The following is a 12,265-nucleotide window of genomic DNA, read 5'->3' on the forward strand; positions in this document are numbered from 1 at the left end:
GACTTATTGACCCAACTTCAGGCGAGCAGTCTCGCCACTGGTGAACGGAGCGATATCGACCGGTTGGCCGTTGTAGCTGACCTGTGCGGCACGGGCAACGCCCAGACGTACGTTAAGCGGCGGCTTGCCGGAAACGCTGACGCTGTCGCCTTTATGCTTGAGACCACTGAAAATCACTTTGCCACGGCCATCGGTCACTTGTGCCCAGCAATCGGCGCTGAATTGCAGTTGTACCTGACCATCGCCAGCCACCGGAGCAGCCGCTTCTGCGGTTGGCGCGGCGGTCGCAGCCGCTACTGGCGCAGTGGTGGTCGGTGCTGGAGTCGCCGGAACGTTGGGTGCCGGGATAACCGGGGTAGCGACAACCGGCGCTGGCGTATGAGCCGGGGCGGTCGGCGTTGCAGCCGGCGCAACCGGTGCGGTTGCCGGGGTGGCCGCTTCTGCGCCGGTGGATTCAGCCGTGGTTTCAGACTGAGGCAGTGCCAGCGTCGTTGAAGTATCGGCCTGGTTTTCCTCGACAGCCTGATCTTCCGGCTCGTCGATCGGGTGAATCTGGGTCGTGCCGTCAGCACCTTCGACTTCAACGTGCTCAGGGGCCAGGGACGTCAGGTCCTTGGTGCGCTGCGAAGTCTGATCCTGCCACCAGACGAAACCGCCGCCGATGACCGCGATCAGCAACAGCAGGCTGACAATACGCAAAATGGTGTGGGAAACCCGCACCGGCTCTTCGATACGGCCGAGGGCATGAACGTTGCTGCCCTGGGAATCGGTGCCGGTGGACTGGTCGAATTGCTGAACCAGAACGGTCTGGTCCATGCCGAGCAACTTGGCATAGGCGCGAATGTAACCGCGAGCGAAGGTATGCCCCGGCAGCTTGTCGAAAGCGCCGGCTTCAAGATTGCTCAGGGAAGTCACGGTGAGGTTGAGCTTGAGGGCCACTTCGGCCAGCGACCAGCCATTGCTTTCGCGGGCCTGGCGCAAAGTCTCACCGGGGTTAACGCGATTCGCTGCTACAACTTCGGGATGCGCCGCTTTCATCATTGCTCCGACAGGTATTGCTGATATTCCGGCGTACCGGGATAGAGTCGTTTTAATTGCAGGCCATAACTGGCGGCCTTGTCGCGATCTTCAAACACTTTTGCCAGCCGAACGCCGAGCAATAGACTACGTGCATTTTGTTCGGTAAGCAGGCTGAAACGGTCGTAATAGTCACGCGCGGGCACATAATGCCTGTCTTCGAAGGACAACTCAGCCATTTCCAGCAATGCGCGTGGTTGTTGGCGGTTCAAACGCAGCGCTTTTTCCAGCTGCTGCTGCGCCAGATCACGCTGCCCGAGCTTCGCCGCCGTCATGCCGAGGTTTTCGAACACACGCGAGCGCTCAGGATACAGGGTATCGGCGGCGGCCTGTTCAAAACGCTCATAGGCTTCTTTATAACGCTGTTGTTCGTAGAGAAAACTGCCGTAGTTGTTGAGGATGCGCGCATCGGCAGGACGGGAGGACAAAGCCTTGCGGAAGTGTTCGTCGGCCAGCTCAGGCTCCATTTCGGACTGGAACACCAAGCCGAGGGCAGCGTTGGCGTCAGGATCGGAACCGTCGATTTCCAGCGCCTTCTTCAGCGGCACCTTGGCCCGCTCGGTCATGCCTTGCTGCAAGTACCCCAGCCCCAGCTGCACGTAGGCAGCCCGCGCTTCATCACGGCCCTTGCTGGTCTTCATCGGGTTGTAGTCACCCGACAGGACACAACCAGCACACAGGCTGGTCAACAGCAACAGCAGCGCAAAGCGCAGGGACATAGAGATCCTCTCTTAGTTAGTGTTCGCGGCGTTCTGTGCCAGATCGCTGTCGGCGCTCAACTCGCGCACGGCGATGTAACGTTCGCTGCGACGGGTGCGATCCAGCACCTGCCCTACCAATTGACCACATGCAGCGTCGATGTCTTCACCACGGGTGGTGCGGACAGTGACGTTGAAACCGGCCTGATGCAACTGATCCTGGAACCGACGGATCGCGTTGTTGCTCGGACGCTCGTACCCGGAGTGCGGAAACGGGTTGAACGGAATCAGGTTGATCTTGCACGGAATGTTCTTCAGCAACTCGATCATCTCAACGGCGTGTTCAACCTTGTCGTTGATGTCCTTGAGCAAGGTGTACTCGATGGTCAGCACACGTTTCTCGCCAAGGGCGGACATGTAGCGCTGGCACGACTCGAGCAGCATCTTAAGCGGATATTTCTTGTTGATCGGCACCAATTGGTTACGCAATGCGTCATTCGGTGCGTGCAGGGACAACGCCAGGGACACGTCGATGTGCTTGGCCAGCTCATCGATCATCGGCACCACACCCGAGGTGGACAGGGTCACGCGGCGCTTGGAGATCCCGTAGCCGAGGTCATCCATCATCAGATGCATGGCGGCGACGACGTTGTCGAAGTTCAGCAGCGGCTCACCCATGCCCATCATCACCACGTTGGTGATGGCACGGTCGACGGTTGCCGGGACACTGCCGAAAGATTTGTTGGCAATCCACACCTGACCGATGACTTCGGCGGCGGTGAGGTTGCTATTGAAGCCTTGCTTGCCGGTGGAGCAGAAACTGCAATCCAGGGCACAGCCTGCCTGGGACGAAACGCACAGAGTGCCGCGCTTGCCCTGGGGAATGTACACTGTCTCGACGCAGCTGCCGGACGCCACGCGCACCACCCACTTGCGGGTGCCGTCGCTGGAGATGTCCTCGCTGACCACTTCCGGACCACGGACCTCAGCAATAGCCTTGAGCTTGTCGCGCAAGGCCTTGCTGACGTTCGTCATGGCGTCGAAATCATCGACACCAAAGTGGTGAATCCATTTCATTACCTGACCGGCACGGAAACGCTTCTCCCCGATTGAGTCGAAGAATTTTTCCATTTCCTGTTGAGTCAGACCCAGCAGGTTGGTTTTTACAGTCGATGTAGTCATGGATTCACCTTCACTCTTAAGCCAATGCTTAGCGAGTGGTTACTTCAGTAGCTGCGAAGAAGTACGAGATTTCACGAGCAGCTGCGGCTTCGGAGTCCGAACCGTGAACAGCGTTGGCGTCGATGGAATCAGCGAAGTCAGCGCGGATGGTGCCGGCAGCAGCTTCTTTAGGGTTGGTAGCGCCCATCAGCTCACGGTTCAGAGCGATAGCGTTTTCGCCTTCCAGAACCTGAACAACAACAGGACCGGAGATCATGAAAGCAACCAGGTCGCCGAAGAAACCACGAGCGCTGTGCTCAGCGTAGAAGCCTTCAGCTTCAGCTTTGGACAGTTGCTTCAGTTTCGAAGCTACAACGCGCAGGCCGGCTTTTTCGAAACGAGTGGTGATTTCGCCGATGACGTTTTTTGCAACAGCGTCAGGCTTGATGATGGAGAAAGTGCGTTGAACAGCCATGGTGTAACTCCAGAAACGGTAATTTGCGAAAAATTAAACCCGCGAATTATACGCGGGTTCTTGGGTATTGCCTAACCTGCGAGGACGATCAGTCCAATTCATCATTCCAGAGCTGCTGAACTGCTTCCAACACCTTCTCGCCGACCCGGCCAGAGTTAGCGTCGAAGTCAGGCAGCTCTTTGATCCACTGCTGCAACTCGACGAAATTGACAGAATACGGATCTACACCCGGCTTGGCCTCGGCCAGTTCTTCTGCAATACGTTGAACATCATTCCAACCGTAGCTCATGACAGTCTTACCAGTCAGTGCGGCGCTTCGGCCGCATGGTTAAGCGAATATTTCGGAATTTCGACGGTGATGTCTTCTTCACCAACGATAGCCTGGCAAGCCAGACGCGATTGCGCTTCCAGACCCCAGGCACGATCGAGGAAGTCTTCTTCCAGCTCGTCAGCCTCTTCCATCGAGTCGAAACCCTCGCGGATGATGCAGTGGCAGGTGGTGCAAGCACACACGCCGCCGCAGGCGCTTTCCATCTCGATGTGGTGTTCGTGGGCCAGTTCGAGAATCGATGTGCCGGGCGCAGCCTCGACCACCATGCCTTCAGGGCAGAACTTCTCGTGGGGCAGAAAAATGACCTGCGGCATCAGATATCCTCGATTTCATTCAGATTGCGCCCCGACAGAGCGGCTTTCACCGTCAGATCCATGCGGCGGGCAGCAAAAGCATCGGTCACTTGCGACAGACGCTTGGTCTGCTGCTCGATGGCGTAACCATCAGTACCTTTCATCAGTTCGGCCAATTCCTGCAGCTGCAGGTCGATAACCATGCGCTCTTCGGCGTCGAGCAAACGCTCGCCATCGGCTTCCAGAGCGCCCTGCACCGCTTCGATCAGGCGCTGGGCATCGACTTGCTGCTCACGCAGGACGCGGGCGACCTTGTCGTCATTGGCGTGCTGGAACGAATCCTTGAGCATTTTGGCGATTTCGCCGTCGGTCAGACCGTAGGACGGCTTGACCTGAATGCTCGCCTCAACGCCCGAACCCAGTTCACGGGCGGAAACGCTGAGCAGACCGTCGGCATCGACCTGGAAGGTCACGCGAATCTTCGCTGCACCAGCCACCATCGCCGGAATGCCGCGCAATTCGAAGCGCGCCAGCGAACGGCAGTCACTGATCAGCTCGCGCTCACCCTGCAGCACGTGGATCGCCATGGCCGATTGGCCGTCTTTATACGTAGTGAAATCTTGTGCGCGCGCGACGGGGATGGTGGTGTTGCGCGGAATCACCTTCTCCATCAAGCCGCCCATGGTTTCCAGCCCCAGGGACAGCGGAATCACGTCGAGCAGCAGCAGTTCGCCGCCATCGCGCTTGTTGCCAGCCAGCGTATCGGCCTGGATCGCGGCACCGATGGCCACCACTTGATCCGGATCGATTTCGGTCAAAGGCTGACGACCAAAGGCTTCGGCAACGGCTTCGCGAACACGCGGTACGCGGGTCGAACCGCCAACCATGACCACGGCGTGCACGTCTTCCAGCTCAATTCCGGAATCGCGAACGGCGCGACGGCAGGCTTTCAGGCTGCGCGCGACCATCGGTTCGATCAACGCATCGAAGGCTTCGCGAGTCAGCGGCGCTTTCCAGTCGCCGTAGACCACTTCAACGCTGGCCGAGTCGGTCAGGGCTTCTTTGGCCGCGCAAGCGGTTTGCAGCAGATTGCGTTGTGCGCCCGGATCGAGATCAGCGGACAGGCCGGCGCTCTCGATGATCCAGCCGGCAATCGCGTGATCGAAGTCATCGCCGCCCAGCGCGCTGTCGCCGCCAGTGGCCAGAACTTCAAAAACACCGCCGGTCAGACGCAGAATCGAAATATCGAAGGTGCCACCGCCCAGGTCATAAATCGCGACCAGGCCTTCAGCGTGTTGATCCAGACCGTATGCCACAGCCGCAGCGGTCGGCTCATTGAGCAAACGCAGCACGTTCAGACCGGCCAATTTGGCCGCATCCTTGGTGGCTTGGCGCTGGGCATCATCGAAATACGCTGGAACGGTGATCACCGCGCCAACCAGTTCGCCACCCAACGTCGCTTCAGCGCGCTGACGCAAAACCTTGAGGATATCGGCGGAGACTTCGACCGGGCTTTTCGGACCCTGCACGGTGTCGATGAACGGCATGTGCGACTCGCCACCGACAAAGCGGTATGGCAGTTGCTCGCCCAACTGCTTGACGTCGGACAACCCACGACCCATCAAGCGCTTGACCGACAGCACAGTGTTCAACGGATCGGAAGCGGCGGCCAGCTTGGCCGACTCGCCGACTTCGACGTGATCGGCGTGGTAACGCACAGCGGACGGCAGGATGACCTGCCCGCTTGCGTCGGCCAACGGCTCGGAAAGACCACTGCGCAACGCAGCGACCAGCGAATTGGTAGTGCCCAAGTCGATCCCCACAGCCAGACGACGCTGGTGCGGTTGAGGACTTTGGCCGGGTTCGGCGATCTGCAGTAGGGCCATCGTGATCAGGACTTATCTGTATATCAGGCGTGCGACCGGAGCGGCACTGGGTTAATCGTCGAGGCGCTCTTCTAACTGGCGCACTTCGTAGGTGAGCTTGTCGAGGAACTGCATGCGCCGCATCAGGCGTTCGGCCTGCTCACGTTGCGCTGCATCATCCCAACAGGCTGCGAAGCTTTCATTGAGTTCTTCCTGAGCCACTTTCAAGCGCCGCTTGAACACCGCGACACCGTCGAGGTCGGCACTGTCCTGGAGGTCTTCGAGCTCTTCGCGCCATTGCATCTGTTGCAGAAGAAACTCGGGATCATGGACCGTGACTTCCATCGGCACTTCATGCCCGCTGATGGTCAGCAGGTAGCGTGCGCGCTGGGCCGGACTCTTGAGCGTCTGATAGGCGTCGTTGAGACGTGCAGACTGCTCGAGTGCCGACCGCTGCTCACGCTCGGAAGCATCGGCAAAGCGGTCAGGATGAACGCCGCGCGCCAACTCACGATAGCGCGTGGCCAACTGCTCGAGATCCAGACGGAAACCCGGTTGCAGCTCGAATAAAGCGAAATGACAAGGAATACCCACGACAAGCCTCAGATGTTGAAGCTTTCGCCGCAGCCACATTCACCGCGTACGTTGGGGTTGTTGAACTTGAAGCCTTCGTTCAACCCTTCCTTGACGAAATCGAGCTCGGTGCCGTCCAGGTAGGCGAGGCTTTTCGGGTCGATGATCACTTTTTCGCCGTGACTCTCGAACACCTGATCCTCTGCAACCACCTCGTCGACAAACTCCAGCACGTAGGCAAGGCCGGAACAGCCTGTGGTGCGAACACCCAGACGAATCCCTTCACCTTTGCCGCGCCCGTCGAGGGAGCGCCGCACGTGTCGAGCAGCCGCTTCTGTCATGCTGATAGCCATCGGTGACTCCTTACTCGTCGCCAAATCCAGAAAGTCAGATCAAGCCTTTCTTCTGCTTGTAATCGCGAACAGCCGCCTTGATAGCGTCTTCAGCCAGTACCGAGCAGTGAATCTTCACTGGCGGCAGGGCCAGTTCTTCGGCCAGCTGAGTGTTCTTGATGGTTTCTGCTTCGTCCAGAGTCTTGCCCTTCATCCACTCGGTGGCGAGGGAGCTGGAAGCGATAGCCGAACCGCAGCCGTAGGTCTTGAACTTGGCATCTTCGATGATGCCAGCGTCGTTGACCTTGATTTGCAGACGCATCACGTCGCCGCACGCCGGAGCGCCGACCATGCCGGTGCCGACATCAGGATCTTCCGCGTTCATCTTGCCGACGTTGCGCGGGTTTTCGTAGTGGTCGATGACCTTTTCGCTGTAAGCCATGATTCTCAATCCTCACTCATCAGGGCCGCTCTTGAGACCCTGCAACTGCGCTGCGTAAACCGCCGCGTCGCTACAGGATCTGTATCCGGCGGCTTCTATATTTAGTGTGCCGCCCACTCGATTTTCGAGATATCGACGCCGTCTTTGTACATGTCCCACAGCGGCGACAGAGCGCGCAGCTTGGTAACGGCCTCGCAGACTTTCTGCGCGGCGTAGTCGATTTCTTCTTCGGTGGTGAAACGGCCGAAGGTGAAGCGGATCGAGCTGTGTGCCAGTTCGTCGTTGCGGCCCAGGGCGCGCAGTACGTACGAAGGCTCCAGCGACGCCGAGGTGCACGCCGAACCGGACGATACTGCCAGATCCTTGAGCGCCATGATCAGCGACTCGCCTTCAACGTAGTTGAAGCTCAGGTTCAGGTTGTGCGGAACGCGGGCGGTCAGGCTGCCGTTGACGTACAGCTCTTCCAGGTGCTCGACCTGCTTGTAGAAACGGTCGCTCAAGGCTTTGATACGGACGTTTTCAGCAGCCATGTCTTCTTTGGCCACACGGAAGGCTTCGCCCATGCCGACGATCTGGTGGGTCGCCAGGGTGCCGGAACGCATGCCACGCTCGTGACCGCCGCCGTGCATGGTCGCTTCGATGCGCACACGCGGCTTGCGGCTGACGTACAGCGCGCCGATGCCTTTAGGGCCGTAGGTTTTGTGGGCGGAGAACGACATCATGTCGACTTTCAGCTTCTGCAGGTCGATCTCGACCTTGCCAGTGGACTGAGCGGCGTCGACGTGGAACAGAACGCCCTTGGCGCGGAGCATTTCGCCGATCGCGGCGATGTCGTTGACGGTGCCGATTTCGTTGTTTACGTGCATCACGGAGACGAGGATGGTGTCTTCACGCAATGCAGCTTCAATCATGGCCGGGGTGATCAGACCGTCTTCGGTCGGCTCGAGGTAGGTGACCTCAAAACCTTCACGCTCCAGTTGGCGCATGGTGTCGAGGACAGCCTTGTGCTCGATCTTGGAGGTGATCAGGTGCTTGCCCTTGGAGCCGTAGAAATGCGCCGCACCCTTGATTGCCAGGTTGTCGGATTCGGTGGCACCGGAGGTCCAGACGATTTCGCGCGGATCAGCGTTGACCAGATCGGCCACCTGACGACGGGCGTTTTCGACGGACTCTTCAGCTTTCCAGCCGAACACGTGGGAACGGGACGCCGGGTTACCGAAGTTTCCGTCGACCAGCAGGCATTCACTCATTTTTTGCGCAACACGCGGATCAACCGGGGTGGTCGCAGAGTAATCAAGGTAAATCGGCAATTTCATGGACTATCTCCTAAATCAGGGCTGGCGTGCCGCTAGCTCTCTGGCTGTCATTCGACGGCGGACGCTTCAATCTTGTCCAGGCGTGGCGCCTTGCTGTTGCAACGGCGCTGGTCCTGACGCTGGGCTACTTCTTGCACCTCACGGCGAGTCACAAGATCAGCCAAGCTGATACCACTTAGAAATTCGTGAATCTGCAGGCTCAAATCGCACCACAGATGATGGGTCAGGCAGGTGTCGCCGGAATGGCAATCGCCCTGGCCCTGGCATTTGGTGGCATCGACCGATTCGTTTACCGCATCGATCACCTGAGCGACCTGAATGCCCTGCATGTCGCGGGACAACTGGTAGCCACCACCCGGGCCGCGAACACTGGAAACCAGGTTGCTGCGGCGCAGCTTGGCGAACAGCTGTTCGAGGTAGGACAGGGAGATGCCTTGGCGCTCGGAGATATCAGCCAGGGACACGGGCCCGTGCTGCGCGTGCAACGCCAGGTCAAGCATGGCGGTCACGGCGTATCGGCCTTTTGTAGTCAGTCGCATGGACAGTTACCACGGAGTTCAGAATGGGGCGAGTATGCAATTCCCGAGTATTTAAGTCAACTTTAAGACCTAGTACTTTAGTCAGGATTACCCGCAAAAGAGCGCGCGCATCATAGCAAAGGCTGGCGGCATGCAGCCAGCGGTACCGCGTTATCGTTCTTCGCGAGCAGGCTCGCTCCCACAAGGGATATGCATTCCAATGTAGGAGCGAGCCTGCTCGCGAAAGCAGCGCTGCGGTTTAGCTGGCTTTGGATTCGTCTTTGCCTTTGACGCAGGCGAAGTCTTCTTCACGCAGTTCAGGCAGATCTTTCGCACAGTAATTACTGCCCAGATCCTTCAGAGCACCGCACATCCCCTCCAGTCGCCCGTCCACCGCTTGCAGGTGATCGAGCAACTGACCAATGGCGCGCGCCACCGGGTCGGGCATGTCTTCGCTGACGCCGTAGGCATCAAAACCGATCTTCTCGGCCATGGCCTTGCGCTTGGCGTCCTGCTCCTCATCGGACTTGACGATGATTCGCCCAGGAATACCGACAACCGTGGCGCCCGGCGGCACCTCTTTAGTTACCACGGCGTTGGAACCGACCTTGGCACCAGCGCCGACGGTGAACGGGCCGAGCACCTTGGCGCCCGCCCCCACAACAACACCGTCACCCAGCGTCGGGTGGCGTTTGCCTTTGTTCCAGCTGGTGCCACCCAGGGTCACGCCCTGATAAATGGTCACGTCATCGCCAATCTCGGCGGTCTCACCGATGACAATGCCCATGCCGTGGTCGATAAAGAAGCGTCGACCGACCTTGGCGCCCGGATGAATCTCGATCCCGGTCAACCAGCGACCGAAGTTCGATACCAGCCGCGCCAGCCATTTCAGTTCATTGCGCCAGAGCATGCCGGCCAATCGATGAATCCAGATCGCATGCATGCCGGGGTAGCAGGTCAGGACTTCAAAAGCGTTACGCGCCGCCGGGTCTCGATGGAATACGCTCTGGATATCTTCACGCAAACGCTCAAACATCATTTAGTCCTTCCGCTTAAGAAGCTCACCACGGGCCGCTTTCTGGGTTTCCGTGAGGATGCCACGCAAAATATTCATTTCCGCCCGGCTGACCGAGCTGCGTCCGTACAACCGGCGCAGGCGCGCCATCAAGTGCCGTGGTTTCTCGGGATCGAGGAATTCGATGGCGACCAGCGTCTGCTCCAGATGCTCATAAAAGCGCTCCAGCTCATCCATGGTCGCCAGCTCGGCGCTTTTCACCGAAGCCACTTCTTCTTTCTCGATCTTGCTCGGCTGACCTTGGGCGGCCAGCCAGGCCATGCGCACTTCGTAGCTCAACACCTGCACCGCCGCGCCGAGGTTCAGCGAGCTGAACTCAGGGTCGGAGGGAATGTGCACGTGAAAGTGACATCGCTGCAGCTCGTCATTGGTCAGGCCGGAATCTTCACGACCGAACACCAAAGCGATTTCTGCGCCCTGCCCGGCTTCTTCAACCACTTTGGTGCCGCACTCGCGCGGATCCAGCAGCGGCCAGGGGATTCGACGGTCACGAGCGCTAGTGCCAAGCACCAGATTGCAGCCAACCAGAGCATCTTCCAGGGTGGCGACGACCTGCGCGTTTTCAAGGATGTCACCGGCACCGGAAGCACGAGCATCGGCTTCGTGGTGCGGGAAGACCCGCGGTTCGACCAGCACCAATCGCGACAGACCCATGTTTTTCATGGCGCGCGCGGCCCCGCCGATGTTGCCGGGGTGGCTGGTATTGACCAGGACGACACGAATGTTCTGCAGCAAGGGAGGCGCTCTCGGACACAGGAAAGGGGTGCAAATCTTACAGAACAGCCTACCGTTAAGCTATGAAAGCGAACAGCGTCCTTCACCTGAAGAAAAGTTCTGATAGAATGCGCGGCTTTCTTTAACAACCTTAGGTGACACATCCATGCAGCCCATGCTGAATATCGCGCTGCGCGCCGCCCGCAGCGCCAGTGAACTGATCTTCCGCTCCATCGAGCGCCTGGATACCATCAAGGTCGACGAAAAAGACGCCAAGGATTATGTATCCGAGGTCGATCGCGCCGCCGAACAGAAAATCATCGATGCCCTGCGCAAGGCTTACCCGAATCACTCGATCCAGGGTGAAGAGACTGGCCTGCACGCCGGCACCGGCATCGAAGGCGAAGAGTACCTGTGGATCATCGATCCACTGGACGGCACCACCAACTTCCTGCGCGGCATTCCGCACTTCGCTGTCAGCATTGCCTGTAAGTACCGTGGCCGTCTGGAACATGCAGTGGTTCTGGACCCGGTTCGCCAGGAAGAATTCACCGCCAGCCGTGGTCGCGGCGCTCAACTGAACGGTCGTCGCCTGCGCGTCAGCGGTCGCACCAGCCTCGACGGCGCCCTGCTGGGTACCGGCTTCCCGTTTCGTGACGACCAGATGGACAACCTCGACAACTACCTGGGCATGTTCCGCGCTCTGGTTGGCCAGACTGCCGGCATCCGCCGCGCCGGTTCGGCGAGCCTGGACCTGGCTTATGTGGCTGCCGGTCGTTTCGACGCGTTCTGGGAGTCAGGCCTGTCCGAGTGGGACATGGCTGCGGGCGCCCTGCTGATTCAAGAAGCCGGCGGCCTGGTGAGCGACTTCACCGGCGGTCACGATTTCCTTGAAAAAGGCCACATCGTTGCCGGCAACACCAAATGCTTCAAGGCAGTTCTGACGGCGATCCAGCCGCACCTGCCGGCATCGCTGAAGCGCTAAACTTCCGGCGAGACGAAAAAAGCATCCTTCGGGGGTGCTTTTTTTATGCCTGGAATTCGCCACGCGCCACACCACGGGACTAATGTAGGAGTGAGCCTGATCGCGATAGCGGTGTATCAGCCACCACCTGCATCGAATGATAAATAGCTATCGCGAGCAGGCTCACTCCTACAGGGGATTTGTTGCGTGGCTTAAATGGCGGGCACAAAAAAAGCACCCCGCAGGGTAATGCCGATCAGTTAAGCCTTCTCGCTTGACCTTTGGCCGCAAGAAATCAAAATCTGATGCCTGTACTGGCATCGGATTTTTTTATGCGTCTCGCTCGGGCACTGGAACTGACCCACAACATCGCCTCTACCCCCAACGCCATCGAGGGATTGGATGCTTTGCTCGATCCTTCTTTGGTCGAA

General features: G+C 58.8%; 15 protein-coding genes. 1 reads left to right on the plus strand and 14 read right to left on the minus strand.

Annotation, left to right across the window (positions count from 1 at the left end; all coding sequences use genetic code 11):
• Positions 1-3: 3 nt before the first annotated feature.
• The 14 genes from CKW17_RS25500 to trmJ form a co-directional block, all read right to left on the minus strand.
• Complete coding sequence (locus tag CKW17_RS25500) at positions 4-1,038, minus strand: RodZ family helix-turn-helix domain-containing protein (RefSeq protein WP_095122501.1); 1,035 nt, start codon at positions 1,036-1,038, stop codon at positions 4-6.
• Positions 1,038-1,796 carry a type IV pilus biogenesis/stability protein PilW gene (gene pilW / locus CKW17_RS25505; protein WP_077574426.1) on the minus strand — a complete coding sequence of 253 codons (759 nt, stop codon included), beginning with the start codon at positions 1,794-1,796 and terminating at the stop codon, positions 1,038-1,040. The genes CKW17_RS25500 and pilW overlap by 1 nt, the downstream gene beginning before the upstream one ends.
• A 12-nt stretch (positions 1,797-1,808) precedes the next feature.
• Positions 1,809-2,957, minus strand: coding sequence for a 23S rRNA (adenine(2503)-C(2))-methyltransferase RlmN (gene rlmN, locus CKW17_RS25510; protein ID WP_016984373.1), 1,149 nt, complete (start codon positions 2,955-2,957; stop codon positions 1,809-1,811).
• 28 nt (positions 2,958-2,985) lie between these two features.
• Positions 2,986-3,411 (minus strand): nucleoside-diphosphate kinase, encoded by a 426-nt coding sequence (ndk, locus tag CKW17_RS25515; protein ID WP_007916882.1) that lies wholly within the window; start codon positions 3,409-3,411, stop codon positions 2,986-2,988.
• An 88-nt stretch (positions 3,412-3,499) separates the two neighbouring features.
• Entirely contained in the window at positions 3,500-3,700 is a 201-nt protein-coding gene (gene iscX / locus CKW17_RS25520; RefSeq protein ID WP_038362961.1) for a Fe-S cluster assembly protein IscX, read from the minus strand.
• A gap of 14 nt (positions 3,701-3,714) precedes the next feature.
• Positions 3,715-4,056 (minus strand): ISC system 2Fe-2S type ferredoxin, encoded by a 342-nt coding sequence (gene fdx / locus CKW17_RS25525; RefSeq protein ID WP_007916885.1) that lies wholly within the window; start codon positions 4,054-4,056, stop codon positions 3,715-3,717.
• Positions 4,056-5,921: a Fe-S protein assembly chaperone HscA gene (hscA, locus tag CKW17_RS25530; protein ID WP_095122503.1), complete on the minus strand. Its 1,866-nt coding sequence runs from the start codon at positions 5,919-5,921 to the stop codon at positions 4,056-4,058. The genes fdx and hscA overlap by 1 nt, the downstream gene beginning before the upstream one ends.
• Before the next feature lie 51 nt (positions 5,922-5,972).
• Positions 5,973-6,494, minus strand: a complete 522-nt coding sequence (gene hscB, locus CKW17_RS25535) for a co-chaperone HscB (RefSeq protein WP_007916889.1) — start codon at positions 6,492-6,494, stop codon at positions 5,973-5,975.
• An 8-nt stretch (positions 6,495-6,502) separates the two neighbouring features.
• Positions 6,503-6,826, minus strand: a complete 324-nt coding sequence (gene iscA / locus CKW17_RS25540) for an iron-sulfur cluster assembly protein IscA (RefSeq protein ID WP_003227904.1) — start codon at positions 6,824-6,826, stop codon at positions 6,503-6,505.
• A gap of 34 nt (positions 6,827-6,860) precedes the next feature.
• A complete protein-coding gene (gene iscU, locus CKW17_RS25545; protein ID WP_007916892.1) occupies positions 6,861-7,247 on the minus strand; it encodes a Fe-S cluster assembly scaffold IscU in 387 nt (128 codons plus the stop codon).
• A gap of 101 nt (positions 7,248-7,348) precedes the next feature.
• Positions 7,349-8,563 (minus strand): IscS subfamily cysteine desulfurase, encoded by a 1,215-nt coding sequence (locus tag CKW17_RS25550; RefSeq protein ID WP_007916899.1) that lies wholly within the window; start codon positions 8,561-8,563, stop codon positions 7,349-7,351.
• 47 nt (positions 8,564-8,610) lie between these two features.
• Positions 8,611-9,102, minus strand: coding sequence for a Fe-S cluster assembly transcriptional regulator IscR (gene iscR / locus CKW17_RS25555; protein WP_003227911.1), 492 nt, complete (start codon positions 9,100-9,102; stop codon positions 8,611-8,613).
• A 238-nt stretch (positions 9,103-9,340) separates the two neighbouring features.
• Positions 9,341-10,117 carry a serine O-acetyltransferase gene (cysE, locus tag CKW17_RS25560; protein WP_007916901.1) on the minus strand — a complete coding sequence of 259 codons (777 nt, stop codon included), beginning with the start codon at positions 10,115-10,117 and terminating at the stop codon, positions 9,341-9,343.
• A 3-nt stretch (positions 10,118-10,120) separates the two neighbouring features.
• Positions 10,121-10,891 (minus strand): tRNA (cytosine(32)/uridine(32)-2'-O)-methyltransferase TrmJ, encoded by a 771-nt coding sequence (gene trmJ / locus CKW17_RS25565; protein ID WP_095122505.1) that lies wholly within the window; start codon positions 10,889-10,891, stop codon positions 10,121-10,123.
• Between the two features lie 145 nt (positions 10,892-11,036).
• Here trmJ and suhB point away from each other — a divergent pair, with 145 nt between their 5' ends.
• Positions 11,037-11,855: an inositol-phosphate phosphatase gene (suhB, locus tag CKW17_RS25570; protein WP_016773320.1), complete on the plus strand. Its 819-nt coding sequence runs from the start codon at positions 11,037-11,039 to the stop codon at positions 11,853-11,855.
• Positions 11,856-12,265 lie beyond the last annotated feature (410 nt).

The sequence above is a fragment of the Pseudomonas sp. Irchel s3f10 genome (genome assembly GCF_900187515.1).
Taxonomy (GTDB): Bacteria; Pseudomonadota; Gammaproteobacteria; order Pseudomonadales; family Pseudomonadaceae; genus Aquipseudomonas; species Aquipseudomonas tensinigenes.

Coding starts and splice junctions, on each gene's coding strand:
- CKW17_RS25500 (WP_095122501.1), bottom strand. CDS start 1,038: ATGAAAGCGGCGCATCCCGAAGTTGTAGCAGCGAATCGCGTTAACCCC.
- pilW (WP_077574426.1), bottom strand. CDS start 1,796: ATGTCCCTGCGCTTTGCGCTGCTGTTGCTGTTGACCAGCCTGTGTGCT.
- rlmN (WP_016984373.1), bottom strand. CDS start 2,957: ATGACTACATCGACTGTAAAAACCAACCTGCTGGGTCTGACTCAACAG.
- ndk (WP_007916882.1), bottom strand. CDS start 3,411: ATGGCTGTTCAACGCACTTTCTCCATCATCAAGCCTGACGCTGTTGCA.
- iscX (WP_038362961.1), bottom strand. CDS start 3,700: ATGAGCTACGGTTGGAATGATGTTCAACGTATTGCAGAAGAACTGGCC.
- fdx (WP_007916885.1), bottom strand. CDS start 4,056: ATGCCGCAGGTCATTTTTCTGCCCCACGAGAAGTTCTGCCCTGAAGGC.
- hscA (WP_095122503.1), bottom strand. CDS start 5,921: ATGGCCCTACTGCAGATCGCCGAACCCGGCCAAAGTCCTCAACCGCAC.
- iscA (WP_003227904.1), bottom strand. CDS start 6,826: ATGGCTATCAGCATGACAGAAGCGGCTGCTCGACACGTGCGGCGCTCC.
- iscU (WP_007916892.1), bottom strand. CDS start 7,247: ATGGCTTACAGCGAAAAGGTCATCGACCACTACGAAAACCCGCGCAAC.
- CKW17_RS25550 (WP_007916899.1), bottom strand. CDS start 8,563: ATGAAATTGCCGATTTACCTTGATTACTCTGCGACCACCCCGGTTGAT.
- iscR (WP_003227911.1), bottom strand. CDS start 9,102: ATGCGACTGACTACAAAAGGCCGATACGCCGTGACCGCCATGCTTGAC.
- cysE (WP_007916901.1), bottom strand. CDS start 10,117: ATGTTTGAGCGTTTGCGTGAAGATATCCAGAGCGTATTCCATCGAGAC.
- suhB (WP_016773320.1), top strand. CDS start 11,037: ATGCAGCCCATGCTGAATATCGCGCTGCGCGCCGCCCGCAGCGCCAGT.